Source organism: Paraburkholderia tropica, assembly GCF_914484835.1.
Taxonomy (GTDB): Bacteria; Pseudomonadota; Gammaproteobacteria; order Burkholderiales; family Burkholderiaceae; genus Paraburkholderia; species Paraburkholderia tropica_A.
In genome coordinates this window covers 1-23,719 of sequence record NZ_CAJZAR010000071.1, presented here as the reverse complement: position 1 = coordinate 23,719, position 23,719 = coordinate 1, and the positions used below count along the sequence as shown (strand labels likewise).

Below are 23,719 nucleotides of genomic sequence, written 5' to 3'. Positions count from 1 at the left end.
CATGACCCGAATCGTCACCCGCGCCTGCTCCCCCGCCGATACCGAAGTGCTGATCCGCCACGGCCTGCACCCGGTGCTCGCGCGCCTCTACGCGTCGCGCGGCGTCAGCCAGCCCGACGACATCGAGACCGGCCTCGGCCGCCTGATTCCGCCCGCCAGCATGAAAGGCCTCGACGACGCCGCCGCGCTGCTCGCCGACGCGCTCGAACAGAAGCGCCGCATGCTCGTCGTGGCCGACTACGACTGCGACGGCGCGACCGCCTGCGCGGTGGCCGTGCGCGGCCTGCGCATGCTCGGCGCGCAGATCGACTATCTGGTGCCGAATCGCTTCGAGTACGGCTACGGCCTCACGCCGGAAATCGTCGCGCTCGCCGCGCAGCGCAAGGGCGGACCGCCCGATCTGCTGATCACGGTCGACAACGGCATCGCCAGCGTGGAGGGCGTGGAAGCCGCCAACGCGCTCGGCATCGACGTGCTCGTGACCGATCACCATTTGCCCGGCGACGTGCTGCCCGCCGCGCGCGCGATCGTCAATCCGAACCAGCCGGGCTGCGAGTTTCCGAGCAAGAGCCTCGCGGGCGTCGGCGTGATGTTCTACACGCTGCTCGCGCTGCGCGCCGAACTGCGCCGCCGCGGCGCGTTCGCCGACGGCAAGCCCGAGCCGCGTCTGGACGGCCTGCTCGATCTGGTCGCGCTCGGCACGGTCGCCGACGTCGTCAAGCTCGACGGCAACAACCGCGTGCTGGTCGCGCAAGGCCTGCAACGCATCCGCAACGGCCGCATGCAGCCGGGCATCGCCGCCCTGTTCCGCGCCTCGGGCCGCGACGCCAAGAGCGCCTCGGGCTTCGACATGGGCTTCGCGCTCGGGCCGCGCCTGAACGCGGCGGGCCGCTTGTCGGATATGTCGCTCGGCATCGAGTGCCTGACCACCGACGACGTGGGCCGCGCCTGGGATCTCGCCCAGCAGCTCGACACGATCAACCGCGAGCGCCGCGAGATCGAGGCCGGCATGCAGCAGCAGGCGCTCGCCGATCTCGCCGACGTCGATCCGCAGGACAACGCCACGCTGACACTCTTCAACGAAGGCTGGCACCAGGGCGTGATCGGCATCGTCGCGGGGCGCCTGAAGGAGAAGTTCCACCGCCCGTCCTTCACCTTCGCGCTCGCCGACGACGACGGCGCGCTCGTCAAGGGCTCGGGCCGTTCGATCCCCGGTTTCCATCTGCGCGACGCCGTCGATCTGATCTCCAAGCGCGAGCCGGGCCTGATCCACAAGTTCGGCGGCCACGCGATGGCCGCGGGCCTGACGATCGCCGCCGCCGACGTGCCGCGCTTCGCCGCCGCCTTCGAGCGCGTGGGCCGCGAGTGGCTCACCGCCGAGGCGCTCGCGCGCACCGTGGAAACCGACGGCGATCTCGAAGACGCCTATTTCACGCCCGATTTCGTCGAGATGATCGACGCGGCCGTCTGGGGCCAGGGCTTCCCGGCGCCGGTGTTCGCGGGCGAATTCGAAGTCGCCTCGCAAGCGCTCGTGAAGGACAAGCACCTGAAACTCCAGTTGCTGCGCGGCCGCCAGCGCTTCAACGCGATCTGGTTCAACCACACCGAGCCGCTGCCGCAGCACACGACCGTGGCCTACCGCCTCGTGCGCGACACCTGGAACGGCGTCTCGCGCGTGCAGCTGGTGGTGGAGCACGCGGCGCTCTGACCGGCGTGGACGAGAGGCCACGCATGGGGCCGCCGCGCCCTTGATGCATGGCCAATCGGCTATAATTGCGTGTTTTACACGCCGGATCACGACACAAATGGAAGCGGAACGTCTCAACGCGATCGAAGCCCTTTTGGCGGACCTGCGCGCACGCGCGGGCGAGCTACGGGGGTATCTTTGACTACGACGTAAAAGCCCGACGGCTCGTCGAAGTCAATAGCGAACTCGAAGACCCTAACGTCTGGAACGACTCCAAGCACGCACAGGGTCTCGGCAAGGAAAAGAAGCTGCTCGAAGGCGTCGTGCATGTGCTCGACGGTATCGAGAACGACGCGCGCGACGCGCAGGACCTCTTCGAGATGGCGCGCGAGGAAGGCGACGAGGACACGCTCGTGGCCTGCGAAAGCGATGCCGCTGAAATCGAGAAGCGTATCGCCGACGTCGAGTTCCGACGCATGTTCGCGAACCCGGCCGACCCGAACAACGCCTTCATCGACATTCAGGCGGGCGCGGGCGGCACGGAAGCCTGCGACTGGGCGTCGATGCTGCTGCGCCAGTACGTGCGCTACTGCGAGCGCAAGGGCTTCAAGACCGAAGTGCTCGAAGAGTCCGAAGGCGACGTGGCCGGCATCAAGAGCGCGACCATCAAGGTCGAAGGCGAATACGCCTACGGCTTCCTGCGCACCGAAACCGGCATTCACCGCCTCGTGCGCAAGTCGCCGTTCGACTCGTCGGGCGGCCGCCACACGTCGTTCTCGTCGGTGTTCGTGTACCCGGAAATCGACGATTCGTTCGAGATCGACGTCAATCCGGCCGATCTGCGCATCGACACGTATCGCGCTTCGGGCGCGGGCGGTCAGCACATCAACAAGACCGACTCCGCCGTGCGTATCACGCACGTCCCGTCGGGCATCGTCGTGCAGTGCCAGAACGACCGCTCGCAGCACCGCAACCGCGCGGAAGCCATGGCGATGCTGAAGTCGCGCCTGTACGAAGCCGAAATGCGCAAGCGCCAGTCGGAGCAGGACAAGCTCGAAGCGGGCAAGTCGGACGTGGGCTGGGGTCACCAGATCCGCTCCTACGTGCTCGACAACAGCCGCATCAAGGATCTGCGCACCAACGTCGAAATCAGCAACACCAAAGCCGTGCTCGACGGCGATCTCGACCCGTTCATCAGCGCAAGCCTGAAACAGGGCGTGTAAGCGCCGCCCTCTCCCGCCGTGCCGCCGCCCGCTTCGTCCGAGAAGCGCGGCGCGCGCGGCGGAACCGAATTTCCCGAACCCCGAGCCATCATGACCGAACCGACCCAGCCGAATACGGCCGCCGCAGCGCCTGCCGCGTCGCCCGACCTGGACGACAACCAGATCATCGCCGAGCGCCGCGAGAAGCTGCGCGCGCTGCGCGAAGCGGGCGTCGCCTTTCCCAACGACTTCCGCCCCACCCACCACGCCGCCGACCTGCAGCGCGACTACGCCGAGACCGATAAGGACGCGCTCGAAGCGAATCCGCTCGAAGTCGCGATCGCCGGCCGCATGATGCTCAAGCGCGTGATGGGCAAGGCAAGCTTCGCCACGGTGCGCGACGGCTCGGGCCAGATCCAGTTCTTCATCACGCCCGCCGACGTCGGCGACACGACCTACGACGCGTTCAAGAAGTGGGACCTCGGTGACATCGTCGCCGCGAAGGGCGTGCTGTTCCGCACCAACAAGGGCGAACTCTCGGTGCGCGTCACCGAACTGCGCCTGCTGTCGAAGTCGCTGCGTCCGCTGCCGGACAAGTTCCACGGTCTGTCGGACCAGGAAATGCGTTATCGCCAGCGCTACGTCGACCTGATCGTGACGCCGGAAGCGCGCGACACGTTCGTGGCGCGCACCAAGGCGATCTCGTCGGTGCGCCGCTTCATGTCCGACGCGAGCTTCATGGAAGTCGAAACGCCGATGCTGCACCCGATCCCGGGCGGCGCGGCGGCCAAGCCGTTCGTCACGCACCACAACGCGCTCGACATGCAGATGTTCATGCGCATCGCGCCCGAGCTGTATCTGAAGCGCCTGATCGTGGGCGGCTTCGAGCGCGTGTTCGAAATCAACCGGAATTTCCGTAACGAAGGCGTTTCGCCGCGTCACAACCCGGAATTCACGATGATGGAGTTCTACGCCGCGTACACCGACTACGCATGGCTGATGGACTTCACCGAACAGCTGATCCGCCAGGCCGCGATCGATGCGTCGGGTACGGCTGTGCTCACGTATCAGGGCCGCGAACTCGATCTGTCGAAGCCGTTCCATCGTCTGACGATCGTGCAGGCGATCCAGAAGTACGCGCCGCAGTACACGACCGAGCAACTCGCCGATGCCGCGTTCCTGCGCACCGAGCTGAAGAAGTTCGGCGTCGACGCGAACCAGCCGCAGTTCCTCAACGCGGGCGTGGGCGCGCTGCAACTCGCGCTGTTCGAAGAGACGGCCGAGTCGCAACTGTGGGAACCGACCTACATCATCGACTACCCGATCGAAGTCTCGCCGCTCGCGCGCGCCTCGGACACCACGCCGGGCATCACCGAGCGCTTCGAGCTGTTCATCACGGGCCGCGAAATCGCCAACGGCTTCTCGGAGCTGAACGATCCGGAAGACCAGGCCGCGCGCTTCAAGAAGCAGGTCGAGCAGAAGGACGCCGGCGACGAGGAAGCGATGTTCTACGACGCCGACTACATCCGCGCGCTGGAGTACGGCATGCCCCCGACGGGCGGCTGCGGTATCGGCATCGACCGTCTGGTGATGCTGCTCACCGATAGCCCGAGCATCCGCGACGTCATCCTGTTCCCGCACCTGCGCCGCGAAGACTAAGCGACGCCTGCAAGACAGAGACGCCGAACGGGGGCGCATGCGGTTCACGCCGCATGCGCCCCGTTTCCTTTGGGCCGTCACGTCGCGATGATCGGGCGTTTGTAACGATAGGTAAAAGCTGCCGCCCTGCTTCGCGCGGTTTTCGCGCGACGAATGGGCATGCCGATTGCGCGAGGACGGGAAACCGCGCCGGGCAACGCCGTGCGGCGATCAGGACCTTTTCGATGCGCTAGCGGTTCGCCGCGCGCACACGTCGGGTTACAAAATGAAACGCCCGTGCCACGGCTTTCGCTCACACTGATTCGTGAGTCAACTCTGCAAAAGACGGAGCCTTTCATGAACGAACTCGATCCTAAAACCACCACGCACGACACGTCCGGCAAACGCCGCCTGCATCCGCTCGTCGCCACCGCGGCGGCGGCCGTGATCGTCGCGAGTCTCGCGGCCACGGCGGCCATCACCGGCGTATTTCCCAAAGCCTCCAGCACGGCCGAACAGAACGCCCAGTCGCAGACCGGCCAGACCACGCTGATGGCGACGCCGCCCGCCACGCAGGACTCCACCCTGCCCGCGAACGGCGCGCAGTACGCGCAGCAGAATGGCGCGCAAGCCAATACGCCCGCTGAGCCGCAACCCGCTCCGGCAACCGCGCAGCAGCAGCAACCGGCCGCGCCCGCGCCGCAATACGCACAGCAGCCTCAGCAAGCCGCGCAAGAAGCGCCGCCGCAACAGGCCGCGTGCGCCTCGTGCGGCGTGGTCGAATCGATTTCGGCGAGCAAGCAGGAAGGCCATGGCACCGGCATCGGCGCAGTCGGCGGCGCGGTGGCGGGCGGCGTGGTCGGCAACCAGTTCGGCAGCGGCGGCGGCCGCACGGCGATGACGCTGCTCGGCGCGCTCGGCGGCGGTCTCGCGGGCAACTCGGTCGAAAAGCACCTGCGCAGCACGACGTCCTACTCGGTGCGCGTGCGCATGGATAACGGCAAGATGCGCTACTTCACCTATCACGAAGCGCCGCCGTTCCAGCAAGGCCAGCGCGTGCGGGTCGAACGCGGCGCGCTCGAAGCGGCCTGACGCCCTCTGATCCTCGCCACGCCGGCAAACAAAAAGGCGATTCGCCATTACAGCGAATCGCCTTTTTTCATTTCGGCCCGCGACGGCGCGCGGGCGGCCGTCAGCAAGATCGATCAGTAATCCGCTTCCTCGATCCAGGCGGCCTGGATTGCTTCGAGGATGCGTTCGTTGGAGTTTTGCGGATCGTCGTTGAAGCCTTCGAGTTCCGTGATCCAGCGATGCAGATCGGTAAAGCGCACATACTGCGGATCGACTTCGGGGTGCGTGTCCGTCAAGGCCATTGCGATGTCCTGCGTATCGGTCCATTTCATGGCTGTGCGCTCCTCTTCGGGTGGATCAGTGGTTTTCCTTGGCGTGGTTGATCGAGTAACGCGGGATCTCGATCACCAGGTCGTCTTCCGCCGGCACGAGCGCCTGGCACGACAGCCGCGAAGTGGGCTCCAGACCCCATGCCTTGTCGAGCAGGTCGTCTTCGGCTTCTTCCGACGGTTCGAGCGCGTTGAAACCTTCGCGCACGATCACGTGACAGGTCGTGCACGCGCACGACTTCTCGCAGGCGTGTTCGATCTCGATGCCGTGTTCCAGCAGCGCGTCGCACACGCTTTCACCCGGCTTGGCGTCGATGACCGCGCCCTCGGGGCACAGTTCGACATGGGGCAGCACCACGATTTGAGGCATTGTGATTTCCGTATCCAATAACTTTCAATTCGGGCGCGCCCCGCCTGACGGCGGCGGCATCGCCCATTCTACTGACCTCGCGCGCTTCGCCACATCGGGAAAGCACGCACCCGGCGCGCAACGCGCACGGGAGAGTTCGCTAATCGTTCAGTCGCGCAGTTGGCCGCGCTTTAGCCGATCTCGTCGAGCCGCTTGCCCGCGAGCGCGCGCTTGATGCCCTTGTCCATGCGGCGCGCGGCGAATTCGTCGGTGCCTTCGGCAAGCGCCTTGGTGGCGGTTTCGATCGCATCGGTGTCGTCGCTTTGCACGATCTGCGCGAGCGCCGCGATCAGCGTGTCGAGCGCGGCGCGCTCGTCGGCGTCGAGCAGCTCGCCGTCGGCGGCCAGCGCCGATTGCGTCGCTTCGATCACACGTTGCGCCTCGACCTGCGCTTCACGCAGCGCGCGCGCACGCATGTCGATGTCGGCGGTCTTGAAGCTCTCTTCGAGCATCCGGGCGACTTCGTTATCTTCGAGGCCGTACGACGGCTTGACCACCACCGAGGCCTCCACGCCCGACAACTGCTCGCGCGCGAACACCGACAGCAGACCGTCCGCGTCCACCTGATAGGTCACGCGGATGCGCGCCGCACCGGCCGCCATCGGCGGAATGCCGCGCAGCTCGAAACGCGCGAGCGAACGGCAGTCGGCCACGAGCTCGCGCTCGCCCTGCACCACGTGGATCGCCATCGCGGTCTGGCCGTCCTTGAAGGTCGTGAAGTCCTGCGCGCGCGCGACCGGAATGGTCGAGTTGCGCGGGATGATCTTCTCGACGAGGCCGCCCATCGTTTCCACGCCCAGCGAGAGCGGGATCACGTCGAGCAGCAGCCAGTCGTCGTCGCCGCCGCGATTGCCGGCCAGCAGATCGGCCTGAACCGCCGCGCCGAGCGCGACCACCTGATCCGGGTCGAGATTCGTGAGCGGCGCCTGGCCGAAATACTGTTCCACGGCGCGGCGGATCACCGGCATGCGCGTCGCGCCGCCGACCAGCACCACGCCCTTCACGTCCTGCGCGCCGACCTTCGCATCGCGCAGCGCCTTCTTCGTCGGCGTGAGCGTGCGTTGCACGAGCGTCTGCGTGAGCGCTTCGAAACGCGGCTCGTCGATGGCGACCGCGATGGCCTGGCCGTTCGACAGCGTGACGTCGATACGCGCTTGCGGCGCCGACGACAGCGCTTCCTTCGCGTCGCGCGCGCGGTCGAGCAGCAGACGCACGTCTTCGGGCGCGAGCGCCGCACGCGCGACGCCGCTTTGTTCGAGCACGTAGTCGAACAGCACGTGGTCGAAATCGTCGCCGCCGAGCGCCGAGTCGCCGCCCGCCGCCAGCACTTCGAACACGCCCTTGGTGAGCTTCAGGATCGACAGGTCGAAAGTGCCGCCGCCGAGGTCGTAGACCGCGTAGAGGCCTTCGGCGCCGTTGTCGAGACCGTAGGCGATGGCCGCCGCGGTCGGCTCGTTCAGCAGGCGCAGCACGTTCAGGCCCGCGAGGCGCGCGGCGTCCTTGGTCGCCTGGCGCTGCGCTTCGTCGAAATACGCGGGCACCGTGATGACCGCGCCGACGAGGTCGTCGCCGAGCGTGTCTTCGGCGCGCTGACGCAGCGTCGCGAGAATTTCCGCCGACACTTCCACCGGGCTTTTCACGCCGTCGATGGTCTCGATCTGCACCATGCCGGGCGCGTCGACGAACACGTAAGGCGCGTTCGCCGCGCCTTCGACGTCGGCCTTGCCGCGGCCCATGAAGCGCTTGACCGAGACGATCGTGTTGCGCGGATCGCTGGCCGCCTCGGCCTTGGCCGTGCGGCCGATGCGGCGGCCACCGTTGGCCAGATAGCGCACGACGGAAGGCAGCAGCACGTGGCCGTCCTCGTCGGGCAGCACGTCGGGCACGCCGCTGCGCACGGCGGCGACGAGCGAGTTCGTCGTGCCGAGGTCGATGCCGACGGCGAGTCGCCGCTGGTGCGGCGCCGGCGCCATGCCGGGTTCGGAGATTTGCAGTAATGCCATCTGTGTGATCTGTTGCGGGCCGCCACGGGCAGCCCTGTCCTATGTTCTACGCTCTTTTCGCACGGCCGGGCGCACGCTCAAGCGTGCTCGTGCGAGCCGCGCCGCCTCAGCCTTCCAGCCGCTCGATCTGCGTCTCGATCTCGGCCGCCACGCGCTCGATGAACATGAGCTGGCGCACCGCTTCCGCCGCCGGCTGGTTCGAGCCGCTGTCGATCAGCGCCGCGAGCTTCGCGAGGCGCGCGCGCTCGTCGTCGCGCAATTCGCCCGACAGCGCGTCGAGCGCATCGACGTTCTTCGCGTGCACGGCGTCTTCGATCGCTTCGCGCCACTCCATCTGCTGCATCAGGAACGCCGGCTCCATGGCCGTATTGTCCTCGGCGCCGACGTCGACGCCGCGCAGATGCAGCAGGTACTTGGCGCGCTTGAGCGGATCGCGCAGCGTCTGATACGCCTCGTTCGCGCGCGTGGCCCATTGCATCGCCACGCGTTTTTGCGCGTCGCCGGCCGCCGCGAAGCGGTCCGGATGCACCTGTGCCTGCACGGTGCGGTAAGCGTGGTCGAGCGAATCGGCGTCGATCGCGAACTGCTCGGGCAGGCCGAACAGCACGAAGTGGCTATCGGAAAGCGATGAAAGCGAGGTCATCGGATAAAGCGTTCTTGTGGGGGGCCATCAAAATCAAAAAGGCGGCACAGGCCGCCTTTTCACCGCACCGCGCGGGCTTAAACGCGGAAGGACTCGCCGCAACCGCACTCGTCCTTCACGTTCGGGTTGTTGAACTTGAAGCCCTCGTTGAGGCCTTCGCGCACGAAGTCGAGCTGCGTGCCGTCGATATAGGAGAGGCTTTTCGGATCGACGATCACCTTCACGCCGAAGCTCTCGAAGACGTTGTCTTCGGGCGCCAGGTCGTCGACATACTCGAGCTTGTACGCAAGTCCCGAGCACCCCGTCGTGCGCACGCCGAGGCGCAGACCCACGCCCTTGCCGCGCCGGGTCAGGTACTTCTGCACGTGCTGTGCCGCTTTTTCCGTCAACGTAATAGCCATAGCGTTTTCGCCGCGCCCCGCCCCGCGTGCCGCAGACTCATGCCTGCTTCACCACGATGCGACGCAACCTGCCTGCATCCAAAATCGTTAATCCCGCGGCGGCGCACCCGAGGGTTCGCCGCCGTTCTGCCCGCGCCGCGCGCCATGTTGCCAGGGCGTCGCGCGCGTACTGCCGTGCGCCTTAAACGGCGTCGGCCTTCGCTTCGGTCGTGTGACGCGTGCGGTAGTCGGCGACCGCTGCCTTGATCGCGTCTTCCGCGAGGATCGAGCAGTGGATCTTCACCGGCGGCAGCGCCAGTTCTTCGGCGATCTGCGTGTTCTTGATCGAGAGCGCTTCGTCGAGCGTCTTGCCCTTGACCCATTCCGTGACGAGCGAGCTCGAGGCGATTGCCGAGCCGCAGCCGTAGGTCTTGAACTTCGCGTCTTCGATCACGCCGTCCGCGCCCACGCGGATCTGCAGCTTCATCACGTCGCCGCAAGCCGGCGCGCCGACCATGCCGGTGCCGACGGTGTCGTCGTCTTTCGAGAACGAACCGACGTTACGCGGGTTTTCGTAGTGGTCCAGAACCTTGTCGCTATATGCCATGATCACACTCCTTCAATTCGTTGGCCGCGCGGCAATTTCGTGTGCGCTGCGGCCGGGTCGATGTTCGCTTTGCGTCGCGTGAAACTCTGCGCGCTGACTTAGTGCGCCGCCCACTGGATGGTCGACAGGTCGATGCCATCCTTGTGCATTTCCCACAGCGGCGAGAGTTCGCGCAGCTTGGCGATCTTCGTCTTCAGCAGGTTGATCACATAGTCGACGTCCTGCTCCGTCGTGAAACGGCCCACCGTGAAGCGGATCGAGCTGTGCGCCAGTTCGTCGTTGCGGCCGAGCGCGCGCAGCACGTACGACGGCTCCAGCGAAGCCGACGTGCACGCCGAACCCGACGACACCGCCACGTCCTTCACCGCCATGATCAGCGACTCGCCTTCGACGAAGTTGAAGCTGATGTTCAGGTTGTGCGGGACACGCTGTTCCATGTCGCCGTTCACGTAGGTTTCTTCGATTTGCGAGAGGCCCTTGAGCAGACGGTCGCGCAGCATGCGCACGCGCTCGTTTTCCGTCGCCATCTCTTCACGCGCGATGCGGAACGCTTCGCCCATGCCGACGATCTGGTGCGTCGCCAGCGTGCCCGAACGCATGCCGCGCTCGTGACCGCCGCCGTGCATCTGCGCTTCGATACGCACGCGCGGCTTGCGACGCACGTACAGCGCGCCGATGCCCTTCGGGCCGTAGGTCTTGTGCGCCGAGAACGACATCAGGTCGACCTTGAGCTTTTGCAGGTCGATGGGCGTCTTGCCCGTCGATTGCGCAGCGTCGACGTGGAACACGATGCCCTTTTCGCGGCAGATTTCGCCGATGGTCTCGATGTCCTGGATCACGCCGATCTCGTTGTTCACGTGCATCACGGAAACGAGGATCGTGTCCGGGCGGATCGCCGCCTTGAACGCTTCGAGGTCGATCAGGCCGTTGTCCAGCACCGGCAGATACGTGACTTCATAGCCTTCGCGCTCGAGCTCGCGGCAGGTGTCGAGCACGGCCTTGTGCTCGGTCTTCACCGTGATGATGTGCTTGCCCTTGCTCTTGTAGAAGTGCGCGGCACCCTTGATCGCGAGGTTGTCCGATTCGGTCGCGCCGGAGGTCCAGATGATTTCGCGCGGGTCGGCGTTGACGAGCGCGGCAACCTGCTCGCGCGCTTCCTCGACCGCACGCTCCGCGTCCCAGCCGTAGGCATGGCTGCGCGAAGCCGGATTGCCGAACTGCTCGCGCAGGTACGGAATCATCTTGTCCACCACACGCGGGTCGACCGGCGTCGTCGCGCTGTAGTCCATGTAAATGGGCAGGTGGGGAATATCGTTATTCATCTATCGCTCCGGGGAATCTTTGTGCTGCGCTGTACTGTGTAGTGCGTCCTGGCGGCTCGGATCAAGCTCACGAACTCGCCATGTTGAAAATCGAGTTCGGCCCTAGCGGCACGGCCCTCACCGGCTCCACCGCGGGTGCCTCGGCACGGCGGTCGCGGATGACGGTCGGCGCGGCGCCTTCGCGGGCGCGCTGCTTGTCCACCAGATCCTTGAGCGACACGGAGTCGAGGTACTCGACCATCTTCTGGTTCAGCGTGGACCAGAGTTCGTGCGTCATGCAGTGGCCGTCGTGCTGCTTGGTGCCCTCGCAGGCGCCCTTGCCGCCGCACTGGGTGGCATCGAGCGGCTCGTCCACGGCAATGATGATGTCCGCGACCGTGACGTCCTCCGCGCGGCGCGCGAGGTTGTACCCGCCGCCCGGCCCGCGGACCGATTCGACGATTTCATGACGGCGGAGCTTGCCGAACAGCTGTTCGAGGTACGACAGCGAAATGTGCTGGCGCTGGCTGATACCCGCAAGCGTCACCGGGCCCTGCTCCTGGCGCAGGGCCAGGTCGATCATCGCCGTGACGGCGAAACGGCCTTTCGTGGTGAGTCTCATGATGGTAGGGGAACCGCAATTCTCGACAATTTTCGTCAAGTATAAATACATGACTAGTTTAGTCAAGTATCCGTGCCGCCATTCGGGTTATTAGGCACATGACGAAAAGGTAAAACGGCGCACATCCTGCTCAACGCGTGCGCCGCACCGTTCACTTCAATCCACCAGTTGCGGACGCAGCGCCGCCAGCAGGCCCGCGCAAGCGGCCTCGCACTGGTCGAGCACCGCTTCGAAGCCCGCCGCGCCGCCGAAATAAGGGTCGGTTACTACACGATCCTGCGCGTTCGGCGCGAATTCCATCAGCAGGCGGATCTTGTCGCGCTCGCTGGCCGGCGCGACCTGATGCAGCGCGGTCACATTGGCGTCGTCCATCGCGACGATCAGATCGAACGCCGCGAAATCTTCCTGCGCGATCTGGCGCGCGCGCAGCGGCGCGAGATCGTAGCCGCGCTGCTTGCCCGCGCGCTGGGCGCGCTCGTCGGGCGCCTCGCCGATGTGCCAGTTGCCGGTGCCCGCCGAATCGACCACCACGCGACCGTTCAGGCCCGCCTGCTCGACCATGCGCAGCATCACCGCTTCAGCCGTGGGCGAGCGGCAGATGTTGCCGAGGCAAACGAAACAGACGGAAACCTTGTTCATCGTGTCGGGGTGGGACTGGACGCGGTACAGAGCCGTCCAGTCGATAGTCAGATACGTCAGAGCAAAGCCGGGACCGGAACCGCATCCGGGCGAATCCGCAATTATACAAAGTGCGGCAAATGCGCGCTCGTGATGCCCGCGCCGCCCGGGATGCTCAGATCGTGCTTGCCTGCGGCAGCGGGTTCACGGCACGCATCGCCTTGACGGGCGCCTTCACGTCGCCGGTATTCCCGACAAGGCCATACGACACGGCGCGCGCCAGTTCGGCGCTCACCTGATCGGCGGCGAGCGGCAGTTGCTGCTCGGCGGTATTCCAGGCGTGAACCCATGCAACTGCCGCGAGCGGCACGATCAGCGCCAGCGGCCAATACACCACTATTTTCTTTTTCATGATGCGACTCTCTCTCGACTGTGGGGCGAGGTGCTTGAGACGCACTATCGCCAGTCGAAATGATATAGACGATCGCAATCAGGAAAAACCCGGCAAAGACGAACACACTGTTGCCGCAGATTAAACAGTGGCCGATTTACGGTTGACGATGCCGTGTCGCGTTGGCGTCCAGATGCGTCTGGCGCGCCGCGTAAAGCTCGCGGAACGTGCGTCCAACCGGCGTGGGCAGGTCGCGTCCCTCAGTCCAGCCGCGCGCGAACGGCAATTTGCGGATCGCCTGCCCTTGCCGCCCCATGCGCTCCAGCACGCGCACGCCGAGTTTCGTCAACAGCCCGTAGGCCGTGGGATGCAGCGCGAACCAGCCCCACACGGCGAGCGCCGCGCGTTCGCGCCACGGCCGCAGCTTGCGTTCGGTCTGCTTTTCGCGCAGCTTGCGCAGCAGATCCGACAGCGGGATGCCGACCGGACAGACGCTGTTGCACTCGCCGCAGAGCGTGGCGGCCTGCGGCAGATCGAGCGCCTTCTCGATGCCGACGTAGCTGGGCGTGAGCACCGATCCCATCGGCCCCGGATAGACCCAGCCGTAGGCGTGGCCGCCGACCTTCTGATAAACGGGACAGTGGTTCATGCACGCGCCGCATCGTATACAGCGCAGCATGTCCTGGAACTCGCCGCCGATCAGCCCGGTGCGGCCGCCGTCGACGAGCACCACATACATATGCTCCGGCCCGTCCTGGTCGCCGGGCCCGCGCGGACCGGTGAGCATCGAAAAATAGTTCGAGGTGGCCTGCCCGGTCGCCGAACGCGGCAGCAGGCGCATGGCCGTGGCGAGATCCTCGAGCGTGGGCAGCACCTTTTCGATGCCGGTGACCGCCACGTGCACGCGTGGCATCACCGTGCACATGCCCTCGTTGCCCTCGTTCGTGACCAGCACGACCGAACCCGTTTCCGCGACGACGAAGTTGCCGCCGGTCACGCCCATATCCGCCGACAGAAAGTGCGGACGCAGCACTTCGCGCGCCTCGCGCGTCATGTCGGGAATTTCGGTGAGACGCGGCTTATGGTGCGTCTGCGCGAACAGGTCGGCGATCTCGTCCTTATCCTTGTGGACGACGGGCGCAATGATGTGGCTCGGCGGCTCGTTGTTGTTGATCTGGAGGATGTACTCGCCGAGATCCGTCTCGATGGACTGCACACCCATCTGCGCGAGCACCGTGTTCAGCTGCATTTCCTCGGACACCATCGACTTCGTCTTGATGACCTTGCGCACCTCGTGCTTGCGCGCGATGTCGGCCACCAGTTGCGCCGCGTCGCGCGCCGTCTCTGCGAACAGCACCGTCACGCCGCGCCGCGTGGCCTCGGCCTCGAACTGCTCGATCCAGACGTCGAGGTTCTCCAGCGCGCGGTTGCGGCGCTCCTTGAGCGCAGCGCGCGTGGCCGCGAAGTCGATGGCCGTGATGGCCTCCGCGCGCGCGGTGACGAACTTGGTCGAGAGCTTCTTGAGGTTCTGCTGCAGGCGCTGGTCGGCAAGCTTCTGGCCGGCGCGCGCCTTGAACTGCATCGATTGGACTTGCATGGCGTGGTGTCGGGGCGAATGGTGACGTGAACGTGCGGATTGAGCCGCGTGCGTGGACAAAGCGGCGCGTCAGACGTCGCCGGCCAGCACCTGTGCGATATGCAGCACGCGCGTGTGCGCATCGCCGGTTCGGCGCAAGCGCCCTTCGATGTTCAACATGCAGCCGAGGTCGCCGAGCACGACCGCGCCCGTGCCGCTCGCCTGTACGTTCATGCATTTTTCGTCGGCGATCGCGGTGGAAATCGCGCCGTACTTGACTGCGAAAGTGCCGCCAAAGCCGCAGCAATGCTCGCAGTCCTTCATCTCCTGCACTTCGACGCCGCGTTGAGCGAGCAGCGCGCGCGGCTGCGCCTTCACACCCAGTTCGCGCAGCCCCGAGCACGAATCGTGATACGTCACCGGGCCGCGAAACTCGCCTTCAGGCACTTCGGGCAGCGTGACTTGGGCGACGTTCACGAGAAAGTCCGTCAGTTCGTAGACCCGCTCGCGCAGCTTGCCGTAGCGCGACATCAGTTCGGGATCGTCGCGGAACAGGTCGCCGTAGTGCACGCAGATCATGCCGCCGCACGAGCCCGACGGCACCACCACGTAGTCGAACTGCTCGAATTCGCGCAGCGTCTTTTCGGCCAGGTCGCGTGCGAGCGGGCGCTCGCCCGAGTTGTAGGCCGGCTGCCCGCAACAGGTTTGCGCGGACGGCACGACGACTTCGTAGCCCGCCGCTTCGAGCAGTTTGATCGTCGAAAAACCGATCTCGGGACGCATCGTGTCGATGAGGCAGGTGACGAACAAACCGACTCGCATGGGGACTCCTCCTAAAAACCGTCCCCGATTATCCGATGTTTCGCGCTCACCACCAACGCGGGCCTGCCCGGGTTTTACTCGCCCCGACGCGCGCCGAACACGGCCGCCGACTCCTTGATCCGCCCCTGCGGCGGTGCAGCAGCGGCTCCCGCCACGCGCTTACTTTTTTCACCATACGAGATACAATGGATTTTCCGCTTCACGCGTCAAACGAAAAAGCACCCATGAGCGACACCAATCCGGATCCGAAGACCTCGATTCAGGTGATCGAGCGCATGATGCGGCTCCTCGACGCACTTGCCGCGCATACCGACCCCGTCAGCCTGAAAGAATTGGCGCAGCGCACGGAACTGCATCCGTCGACCGCGCACCGCATTCTCAACGACATGGTCAGCTGCCGCCTGGTCGATCGTTCCGATCCCGGCACGTACCGGCTTGGCATGCGTCTGCTCGAACTCGGCAACCTCGTGAAAGCGCGCCTTTCGGTGCGTGATGCGGCGCTTTCGCCAATGCGCGAACTGCACCGTCTCACGGGGCAGACCGTTAATCTTTCCGTGCGCCAGGGCGACGAAATCGTTTATATCGAGCGCGCCTATTCGGAGCGCTCGGGCATGCAGGTCGTGCGCGCTATTGGCGGCCGCGCCCCGCTGCACCTCACCTCGGTCGGCAAACTGTTTCTCGCCGCCGACGAAGCCACCCGCGTGCGCGCCTACGCAACGCGTACCGGCCTCTCGGGCCACACACGCAACAGCATCACGGACCTCAGCCGCCTGGAACGCGAACTCGCCCATGTGCGCCAGCAGTCGTGCGCGCGCGACAACGAAGAACTTGAGTTGGGCGTTCGCTGCATTGCCGCAGGCATTTACGACGATACCGGCAAGCTCGTGGCAGGCCTGTCGCTTTCCGCGCCCGCGGACCGCTTGCAGGACTCGTGGCTCGGGCAGTTGAGCAAGACCGCACTGACCATTTCCGAGTCGCTGGGTTATCACCCGGAAATCGCCGATGGCAACGTGCAGACGGCCTGACGTAGCAATCGGACGTAGCACGATGCGCGTATCGCATCGCATGAAGCGGAGGCAAGCCCTCCGCTTTTTTTCGCCCGCTCGACGCATTGCGCGCGAGAACGCCCAACTCGCGTCCAACTCAGCCCACAAGCGCTTCGAGTTGCTGATCGACCTGCGTATCGAGTGCACGCGCCTCTTTCGCCAGATTGACCTGCCTGGCCGTGTGCGCCGTTTCCAGCAAACTCGAACTGATGGTGTAACCGTCGCGGCCAACGAGCCACGTGAGGATGTCGCTCAAATGCCAGAGCGACGGACTGCCTTCGTGGACCGGTTGCGGGAAATCGGCCGCATGCACGAGCATCAGCTTGCGCATGTTCTGGCGCGACATGCCCGTCATGTCCGCGACGTCGGTCAAGCCGACGAAGTCGGGCGCCGCCTCCACGAGCCGCGCGGACGGCGCCGCTTCCTTCACGTTCTGCAAGGCCGTATAGATGGCCTCCCACGCCGTGGCGCTGTCACGCGTGAACGCCAGCGCGATGCGCCCCGGCAAGCCGACGCCGAGGGTGGCGTCGTCGCAGCCCGCTTGCGCGAGCCGCTCGACGAGCGCGTCGTGGTCGCTGTCTTCCGGTGCAAGCTGATACTTGAGCGTGAAAACGTATTCCATGCCTGACTCCTGCTCTACTCTTGCCTGTGAGGCCCAACGGGCCGCTCTGACCTGCCTTGATGCCGCGCGCTTCCGGCCACACGGCTCGCCGCGCTTTCAGCCACACTTCCGGCTGCACCTCCGACCGGCGCCTTCACGGGCGCCTTCACTCGCTGCGCGGTGCAGTTGTCCACCACGCGCTTGAGCATGTTTGCGTGATTCCCCGCGTTGCGCGGCGTGCTCCAGATGCTCGTGATGCAGAATTCGCCACAACGGCAATCGGCCTGGTTGAGCGGGCAAAACATTCTTCCCCACGCGTGACCATTTCCTTTACCTGGCATCACTAACCAACCTTGGGTTTCGGCATAAACCAGCGCCGCCTCGACCTCTTTCTTCGCATGCGATCGTCTCATCGACAAGCCCAGTGTATGTATCGTCAACATGGTTGTCAACTGACAACCATCAAACTCCAGTCGAACTCGATGCCCGGCTGGCCGCCTTGATCCATCACTGGAAATCTTGCCGATCGAATGCTCGCGCAGAAAGCTGGCCGGATGGCGTAGGAGCAGACGCGCCACCTCTCGGCGCCCTCCCAATCCGCGCCCCAAAACAAAAACGCCCCGCGATTGCGGGGCGTTCTGCGAAACGAACTCGGTGCTGGCGTGAGGCGGCTCAGGTGCCGGCGCCGCCTGCGTCCGCGCTCGTAATATGCGGCTGCTGATCGGCGCCGCCATTGTCCAGCCACGTGCGCACACGCGTGGCGTCGGCGAAGCGCGAGTACTTGCCGCTCGAATCGAGCAGCACCATGATCACCGGACGGCCATGCACGACCGTCTGCATCACGAGGCACTCGCCCGCTTCGTTGATGAAGCCGGTCTTCTGCAGGCCGATGTCCCATGACGGATTGCGGATCAGCGCGTTCGTGCTGTTGTAGGCCAGGTTGCGCTTGCCCGTGAACACGTCGTAGCTGCGGTCGGTCGAGAACTGACGGATCATCGGATACTGATACGCCGCGTTCACCATCTTCACGAGGTCACGCGCGCTCGACACGTTGTGGCTCGTCAGACCCGTGGAGTTCTCGAAATGCGTGTCGGTCATGCCGAGCTGCTTCGCCTTGGCGTTCATCGCGGCGATGAAGGCCGGACGACCGCCCGGGTAGTAACGCGACAGCGCGGCGGCAGCGCGGTTTTCCGACGCCATCAGCGCGATGTGCAGCATGTCTTCACGCGACAGCACCGAGCCGACCGACAGGCGCGAGCCCGTGTTCTTCTCGTAGTCGCGGTCTTCGTCGGTGACTTCGATCTGCTCGGTGAGCGGCGCCTTCGAGTCGAGCACGACCATCGCGGTCATGAGCTTCGAGATCGAGGCGATCGGCACCACGGCGCGCGAGTTCTTGTCGAACAGCGGCTCGAGCGAGTTCTGATCGACCACGTAGGCCACGCCCGAGCGCAGCATCAGCGAATCGGGCGTCTCATGCAGGCCGAACGCCTGACCGGCGGTGGGCTGACGCGGCTCGAAAGCCACGCGGCGCACGGCCGTGTGATGGCGGCCGTTCATCGTGTAGGCCACGCGGCGTTTCTTCGCCACCGGGCGTGCGTCGTCGTCCTTGGCTGCGACGGTACGGGCAGCGCCCGCCTTCTTCGCAACCTTGGCCGATGCCGGCGCAACCTTTTTGGTGGACTTCTTCGCCTTGGCCGTATTGGCCGCAGCGGTGTTCTGCGACGCAGCAAAGGCGCCCTCGGGCACGAATAGCGTCGCACTGATGGCCACGGACACAGCCACCGACAGCGCGGTGCTGACAACCGATGAGGGCACCAGCTTGAACGACAGGAACTTGTCGGATTTCATTGGTGTTCTGGATGGAGCGGCGGGATCGTTCGCCAAGTGTAGTAAAACCACGAAAAATTCGCAAATTGAAGCACTTATGGCTGCTCGTTAAACCGAAATCTGGTTCTTGATTGAGTAGACCAATACGCTTCACATTCTCGATGGACAGAGACAATCGTCCGGGCGGTCCCGCCCTGCTGCGCCAATGGCCGGCAACTATTGCTGTCGCCTACGCATTAACGGCGCACGTTGTGCAGAACTTTATGTGGGATAAATACCGGGGACGATGCTCAGACGCCAGTGCTGCCGAACCGCGCGACGCGTGTTCGACCGGGCTTTCGACCGGAATGGATCTTTAACGTTCCATGACGCAATCTGGTGGACGCGTTAAGTGAAATCCCGCACATGACTTCCTCGAATCCGACGGCGCAACCTCCGATGTGCCGTCAGGCTCAATCTTGCCAGAATCAGCGCGCATATGCCTGGCCTTCTCCAGCAAGGCCTGGCGCCGGTTTGCGCCCTGCCCTTGCGGCGCGTCATGCCGCACGCCGCCAACCGGCACGCAATTTGCCCCATGCGAGTCGCATAAGTGCCTGTTTAATAACAAATAAATGACATGGTGCGACGCACCAAAAGACGCTTGACTTTCGGCTCAGGCGTCCTAAAATCGTCTGTAATGTTGCGACGCACCAATGCGCCCGGCAGATCACCCAGCGTCTTGCCACTTACTCCAGGCGGTCCACCCACACGAGGCCGCCAACCATCCAGGAGCGTAAACATGAGTCTGCTGACCCCTGAGCAATTCGTCGCCGCCCAGAAAGCCAACCTCGAAACCCTGTTCGGCCTCACCGGCAAGGCATTCGAAGGCGTGGAAAAGCTCGTCGAATTGAACCTTCAGGCCGTTCGCTCGAATCTGGCGGAATCGCAGGAACACGCGCAGCGCGCGCTGTCGGTGAAGGATGCGCAGGAACTGCTCGCGCTGCAATCGAGCTACGCCCAACCGCTCGCCGAAAAGGTGCTCTCGTACGGCCGCCACGTCTACGAAATCGCTTCGGCCACGCAAGCCGAATTCGCGAAGGTCGCTGAAGCTCACTACGAAGAGCAGAACCGCAAGGTGCAGTCGCTCGTCGACAACGTCGCGAAGAACGCACCGGCCGGTTCGGAAACCGCTGTCGCCGTGATCAAGTCGGCCATCAACGCCGCGAACACCACGTACGAAACGGTCCACAAGGCCACCAAGCAAGCGGTCGAAATGGCCGAAAGCAACTTCAACGCCGCCACCGCCGCGGCCAGCAAGGCCGCCGCGCAAGCTTCGCGCTCGGCTGCCGCTTCGGCCAAGAAGACGGTCTGAAGCCCCGGTCCGACACTCATATTCAGACCCCGCCGGCCCGCACCGGCTGATCGCTGGAGACCGTCGGACCAAGCCCGCTGAACGGGGCGCGCGCCGCAACGGCTGCGCGCTCCGCGCCGGACTGACGCTCCGGTATGCCGCAAGGTATGCCACTTACCCGGTCGCCCGACCGGGAATCTTTTTTGCCGCGTCAGCCGCCGCGCACTTTGCCGCGCCGGCGCGCCTCTCGAAGCTTCCGCCCGCCCCGTCCACGCTCGGGGCACCGCACAAAGAAAAACGGCGCACTCCCTGAGGAGTGCGCCGTTTGCTTACGTGCATGCCGCCAGCGAGCGCGGCACGCAGCGTCTTACTTCTTTTTCTGCGGCGGCAGATCGGTACAGACGCCTTCGTACAACTCGGCGGCCATGCCGACGGATTCGCCCAGCGTCGGGTGCGGGTGAATCGTCTTGCCGATGTCGGTCGCGTCCGCGCCCATTTCCACCGCGAGGCAGACTTCGCTGATCAGATCGCCCGCGTTCAGGCCGACGATGCCGCCGCCGATCACGCGATGCGTCTCTTCGTCAAAAATCAGCTTGGTGAAGCCCTCGTCGCGGCCGTTGGCGATCGCGCGGCCCGAAGCGGCCCACGGGAACACCGCCTTGCCGTACTTGATGCCTTCGGCCTTGCACTGATCTTCGGTCTTGCCGGCCCACGCCACTTCCGGGTCGGTGTAGGCCACCGACGGAATCTGCAGCGCGTCGAAGTACGCCTTCTCGCCGTGCGCCGCTTCCGCCGCCACGTGGCCTTCATGCACGGCCTTGTGCGCGAGCATCGGCTGGCCGACCACGTCGCCGATCGCGAAGATGTGCGGTACGTTGGTGCGCATCTGCTTGTCGACGTCGATGAAGCCGCGATCCGTCACCGCCACGCCGGCCTTGTCCGCGCCGATCTTCTTGCCGTTGGGCGAGCGGCCCACGGCGACCAGCACGAGGTCGTAGCGCTGCGCTTCGGCCGGAGCCTTTTCGCCTTCGAACGTGACGTAAATGCCGTCTTCCTTCGCTTCGGCCTTCGTCGTCTTGGTCTTGAGCATGACATTCGCGAAGCGCTTCGCGTTGTACTTCTCCCAGACCTTGACGAGATCGCGGTCCGCGCCGGCCATCAGGCCGTCGAGCATTTCCACGACATCGATTTGCGCGCCGAGCGTCGAGTAGACCGTCGCCATTTCCAGACCGATGATGCCGCCGCCGATCACCAGCATCTTCTGCGGCAGCTGACGCAGTTCCAGCGCGCCGGTCGAGTCGACCACGCGCGGATCTTCCGGCATGAACGGCAGCTTCACGGCCTGCGAACCCGCAGCGATGATCGCCTGCTTGAACTTGACGATCTTCTTGCCGCCCTCGCCCGCCACTTCCATGTGGTACGGATCGATGAACGAGCCGAGGCCCGTCACGACTTCGACCTTGCGCGCCTTGGCCATGCCGGCGAGACCGCCGGTCAGCTTCTTGACGACGCCCGACTTGAAGTCGCGCAGCTTGTCGAGATCGACTTGCGGCTTGCCGAACGAGATGCCGTGCGATTCGAGCGAAGCGGCTTCGTCGATCACGAGCGCCGTGTGCAGCAGCGCCTTCGACGGGATGCAGCCGACGTTCAGACACACGCCGCCGAGCGTCGAATAACGCTCGACCAGCACGGTCTTCATGCCGAGGTCGGCGGAGCGGAACGCTGCCGAGTAGCCGCCGGGGCCGGCGCCGAGCACGAGCATGTCGCATTCGACGTCGGCGCTGCCGCTGAAGCTGCCGGCTTGCGGTGCCGGTGCTGCGGCCTTCGGTGCCTCCGCAGCCTTGGGCGCTTCGGCCTTCGGCGCGGCAGCCGGTGCGGGCGCAGCCGCCGGTGTGGCAGCCGCTTCCGACACTTCGACGATCGCGACCAGCGTGCCTTGCGACGCCTTGTCGCCGGCCTTGATCTTCACTTCCTTGACCGTGCCCGCGACATCGCTGGGCACTTCCATCGTGGCCTTGTCCGACTCGAGCGAGAGCAGCGACTGCTCCTTTTCGATCACGTCGCCCGGCTTGATGTTGACTTCGATGACGTCGATGTCCTTGAAGTCGCCGATATCCGGCACTTTCACTTCGACGAGACTCATGGTGTCCCCTTCAGGAACGACCGGCCGCACCTGTCGCGGCGCGCATCAGCTGAATACAGCGGATGCGGCGCAACGGCGCGGGCCGGTCGAAGCGGTTTTACAGGATCACGCGGCGGAAATCGCCGAGGATCGCACCGAGGTACGCGTTGAAGCGCGCGGCAGCCGCGCCGTCGATCACGCGGTGGTCGTACGAGAGCGAGAGCGGCAGCGTGAGACGCGGCACGAACTGCTTGCCGTCCCACACAGGCTTCATCGCGCTCTTCGACAGGCCGAGGATCGCCACTTCCGGTGCGTTGATGATCGGCGTGAAATGCGTGCCGCCGATGCCGCCGAGCGACGAGATCGAGAAGCAGCCGCCTTGCATCTGGTCCGGCTTGAGCTTGCCGTCACGCGCGAGCTTCGAGAGCTCGGTCATTTCCTTGGCGATGTCGACGAGACCCTTCTTGTCGGCGTCGCGGATCACCGGAACGACGAGGCCGTTCGGCGTGTCGGCGGCAAAACCGATGTGGAAGTACTGCTTGAAGACGAGGTTGTCGCCGTCGAGGCTCGCGTTGAACGCCGGGAACTTCTTGAGCGCCGCAACGACTGCCTTGATGACGAACGCCAGCATCGTGAACTTCACGCCGGCCTTCTCGTTTTCCTTGTTCAGCTGCACGCGCAGCGCTTCGAGGTCGGTGATGTCCGCTTCGTCGTTGTTCGTGACGTGCGGGATCATGACCCAGTTGCGGTGCAGGTTCGCGCCCGAGATCTTCTTGATGCGCGACAGCGGCTGCGTGTCGATCGGGCCGAACTTCGTGAAGTCGACCTTCGGCCACGGCAGCAGGTTCAGGCCCGCGCCGCTTGCCGGAGCGGCGGCGGCAGCCGGAGCCGCCGTCTGGCCGCTCATGACGCCCTTCACGAACGCCGTGATGTCGGCCTGCGTGATGCGGCCCTTCGGACCCGTGCCGCCGACGCGTGCAACGTCGACGCCCAGATCGCGTGCGAACTTGCGCACCGAAGGCGAAGCGTGGCTCGGACGGCGCGCGCCGCCTTCGCCTGCCGGGATGATCGGTGCTTGCGCGAGTGCCGAGGGCGCAGCGGGCGCGGCCTTGGCGGGCGCAGCCTGCGGTGCGTCGGACGGCTGCTCGGCCGGCGCCTTCGCAGCCGGTGCGGGCGCAGCGGCTGCGGCACCTTCCGCTTCCACGACGATGATTTCCGCGCCTTCCGACACGCTGTCACCGACCTTGACCTTGATTTCCTTGACGATACCCGCGACCGGGCTCGGCACGTCCATCGTCGCCTTGTCCGATTCGAGCGTGACGAGCGACTGCTCCTTCTCGACACGGTCGCCGACCTTCACGCCGATCTCGATGACCGGAACGTCCTTGTAGTCGCCGATATCGGGGACCTTGACGGTCTGCACGCCGCCGCTCGCGGCGGGCGCGGCAGCAGCCGGGGCCGGTGCGGGCGCGGCGGCTTGCGCAGGCGCGGCGG

Annotated in this window: 23 protein-coding genes; 6 read left to right on the top strand and 17 right to left on the bottom strand. The window is 65.2% G+C overall.

Annotated elements, in window-relative coordinates; genetic code table 11:
• Window position 1 precedes the first annotated feature (1 nt).
• From recJ to LDO54_RS27180, 4 genes are all read left to right on the top strand, one after another.
• Entirely contained in the window at window positions 2-1,708 is a 1,707-nt protein-coding gene (recJ, locus tag LDO54_RS27195; RefSeq protein ID WP_224013816.1) for a single-stranded-DNA-specific exonuclease RecJ, read from the top strand.
• Between the two features lie 97 nt (window positions 1,709-1,805).
• Window positions 1,806-2,910, top strand: a protein-coding gene (prfB, locus tag LDO54_RS27190) for a peptide chain release factor 2 (RefSeq protein WP_224013814.1) whose coding sequence is annotated in 2 segments (ribosomal slippage) — window positions 1,806-1,886 and window positions 1,888-2,910 — 1,104 coding nt in all. Because the reading frame shifts where the segments join, the coding sequence is not laid out codon by codon here.
• Window positions 2,911-3,000: 90 nt separating this feature from the next.
• Window positions 3,001-4,548 carry a lysine--tRNA ligase gene (gene lysS / locus LDO54_RS27185; protein ID WP_224013812.1) on the top strand — a complete coding sequence of 516 codons (1,548 nt, stop codon included), beginning with the start codon at window positions 3,001-3,003 and terminating at the stop codon, window positions 4,546-4,548.
• Window positions 4,549-4,884: 336 nt separating this feature from the next.
• On the top strand, window positions 4,885-5,619 hold the full coding sequence (locus tag LDO54_RS27180; protein WP_224013811.1) for a glycine zipper 2TM domain-containing protein: 735 nt from the start codon (window positions 4,885-4,887) through the stop codon (window positions 5,617-5,619).
• 113 nt (window positions 5,620-5,732) lie between these two features.
• On the opposite strand, the gene iscX is transcribed toward LDO54_RS27180, so the two are convergent.
• From iscX to LDO54_RS27120, 12 genes are all read right to left on the bottom strand, one after another.
• The gene (gene iscX, locus LDO54_RS27175; RefSeq protein ID WP_224013809.1) at window positions 5,733-5,930 is read right to left on the bottom strand and encodes a Fe-S cluster assembly protein IscX; all 198 of its coding nucleotides are present in this window, start codon (window positions 5,928-5,930) and stop codon (window positions 5,733-5,735) included.
• 25 nt (window positions 5,931-5,955) lie between these two features.
• Window positions 5,956-6,297, bottom strand: a complete 342-nt coding sequence (gene fdx, locus LDO54_RS27170; protein ID WP_065060263.1) for an ISC system 2Fe-2S type ferredoxin — start codon at window positions 6,295-6,297, stop codon at window positions 5,956-5,958.
• A gap of 170 nt (window positions 6,298-6,467) precedes the next feature.
• Window positions 6,468-8,339: a Fe-S protein assembly chaperone HscA gene (gene hscA, locus LDO54_RS27165; RefSeq protein ID WP_224013807.1), complete on the bottom strand. Its 1,872-nt coding sequence runs from the start codon at window positions 8,337-8,339 to the stop codon at window positions 6,468-6,470.
• A gap of 106 nt (window positions 8,340-8,445) precedes the next feature.
• Window positions 8,446-8,982, bottom strand: coding sequence for a Fe-S protein assembly co-chaperone HscB (gene hscB, locus LDO54_RS27160; protein ID WP_065060265.1), 537 nt, complete (start codon window positions 8,980-8,982; stop codon window positions 8,446-8,448).
• A 77-nt stretch (window positions 8,983-9,059) separates the two neighbouring features.
• Window positions 9,060-9,383 carry an iron-sulfur cluster assembly protein IscA gene (iscA, locus tag LDO54_RS27155; protein ID WP_065060266.1) on the bottom strand — a complete coding sequence of 108 codons (324 nt, stop codon included), beginning with the start codon at window positions 9,381-9,383 and terminating at the stop codon, window positions 9,060-9,062.
• A 181-nt stretch (window positions 9,384-9,564) separates the two neighbouring features.
• On the bottom strand, window positions 9,565-9,969 hold the full coding sequence (gene iscU, locus LDO54_RS27150; protein ID WP_065060267.1) for a Fe-S cluster assembly scaffold IscU: 405 nt from the start codon (window positions 9,967-9,969) through the stop codon (window positions 9,565-9,567).
• A 98-nt stretch (window positions 9,970-10,067) separates the two neighbouring features.
• The gene (locus LDO54_RS27145; RefSeq protein WP_224013805.1) at window positions 10,068-11,291 is read right to left on the bottom strand and encodes an IscS subfamily cysteine desulfurase; all 1,224 of its coding nucleotides are present in this window, start codon (window positions 11,289-11,291) and stop codon (window positions 10,068-10,070) included.
• Window positions 11,292-11,358: 67 nt separating this feature from the next.
• Window positions 11,359-11,892 (bottom strand): Fe-S cluster assembly transcriptional regulator IscR, encoded by a 534-nt coding sequence (gene iscR, locus LDO54_RS27140; protein WP_224013803.1) that lies wholly within the window; start codon window positions 11,890-11,892, stop codon window positions 11,359-11,361.
• A 156-nt stretch (window positions 11,893-12,048) separates the two neighbouring features.
• Entirely contained in the window at window positions 12,049-12,531 is a 483-nt protein-coding gene (locus LDO54_RS27135; RefSeq protein WP_224013801.1) for a low molecular weight protein-tyrosine-phosphatase, read from the bottom strand.
• A gap of 154 nt (window positions 12,532-12,685) precedes the next feature.
• Entirely contained in the window at window positions 12,686-12,922 is a 237-nt protein-coding gene (locus tag LDO54_RS27130; protein ID WP_224013800.1) for a hypothetical protein, read from the bottom strand.
• Between the two features lie 136 nt (window positions 12,923-13,058).
• Entirely contained in the window at window positions 13,059-14,498 is a 1,440-nt protein-coding gene (locus LDO54_RS27125) for a lactate utilization protein B (RefSeq protein ID WP_224013798.1), read from the bottom strand.
• 69 nt (window positions 14,499-14,567) lie between these two features.
• Complete coding sequence (locus LDO54_RS27120; protein WP_224013796.1) at window positions 14,568-15,299, bottom strand: (Fe-S)-binding protein; 732 nt, start codon at window positions 15,297-15,299, stop codon at window positions 14,568-14,570.
• 224 nt (window positions 15,300-15,523) lie between these two features.
• Here LDO54_RS27120 and LDO54_RS27115 point away from each other — a divergent pair, with 224 nt between their 5' ends.
• Window positions 15,524-16,324 carry an IclR family transcriptional regulator gene (locus LDO54_RS27115; protein ID WP_224013911.1) on the top strand — a complete coding sequence of 267 codons (801 nt, stop codon included), beginning with the start codon at window positions 15,524-15,526 and terminating at the stop codon, window positions 16,322-16,324.
• 118 nt (window positions 16,325-16,442) lie between these two features.
• Here LDO54_RS27115 and LDO54_RS27110 read toward each other — a convergent pair whose 3' ends face one another.
• From LDO54_RS27110 to pbpG, 3 genes are all read right to left on the bottom strand, one after another.
• The gene (locus LDO54_RS27110) at window positions 16,443-16,967 is read right to left on the bottom strand and encodes a helix-turn-helix transcriptional regulator (RefSeq protein ID WP_224013794.1); all 525 of its coding nucleotides are present in this window, start codon (window positions 16,965-16,967) and stop codon (window positions 16,443-16,445) included.
• A gap of 14 nt (window positions 16,968-16,981) precedes the next feature.
• Window positions 16,982-17,524 carry a hypothetical protein gene (locus tag LDO54_RS39090; RefSeq protein WP_356791702.1) on the bottom strand — a complete coding sequence of 181 codons (543 nt, stop codon included), beginning with the start codon at window positions 17,522-17,524 and terminating at the stop codon, window positions 16,982-16,984.
• A gap of 94 nt (window positions 17,525-17,618) precedes the next feature.
• A complete protein-coding gene (gene pbpG / locus LDO54_RS27100) occupies window positions 17,619-18,794 on the bottom strand; it encodes a D-alanyl-D-alanine endopeptidase (RefSeq protein WP_224013792.1) in 1,176 nt (391 codons plus the stop codon).
• A 757-nt stretch (window positions 18,795-19,551) separates the two neighbouring features.
• Between pbpG and LDO54_RS27095 the strand changes: the two genes are divergently transcribed.
• Window positions 19,552-20,124, top strand: a complete 573-nt coding sequence (locus LDO54_RS27095) for a phasin family protein (protein ID WP_205994728.1) — start codon at window positions 19,552-19,554, stop codon at window positions 20,122-20,124.
• A gap of 346 nt (window positions 20,125-20,470) precedes the next feature.
• On the opposite strand, the gene lpdA is transcribed toward LDO54_RS27095, so the two are convergent.
• Entirely contained in the window at window positions 20,471-22,246 is a 1,776-nt protein-coding gene (lpdA, locus tag LDO54_RS27090; RefSeq protein ID WP_224013791.1) for a dihydrolipoyl dehydrogenase, read from the bottom strand.
• A gap of 97 nt (window positions 22,247-22,343) precedes the next feature.
• The coding region (aceF, locus tag LDO54_RS27085; RefSeq protein WP_224013788.1) for a dihydrolipoyllysine-residue acetyltransferase at window positions 22,344-23,719 on the bottom strand (1,376 nt) is incomplete at its 5' end.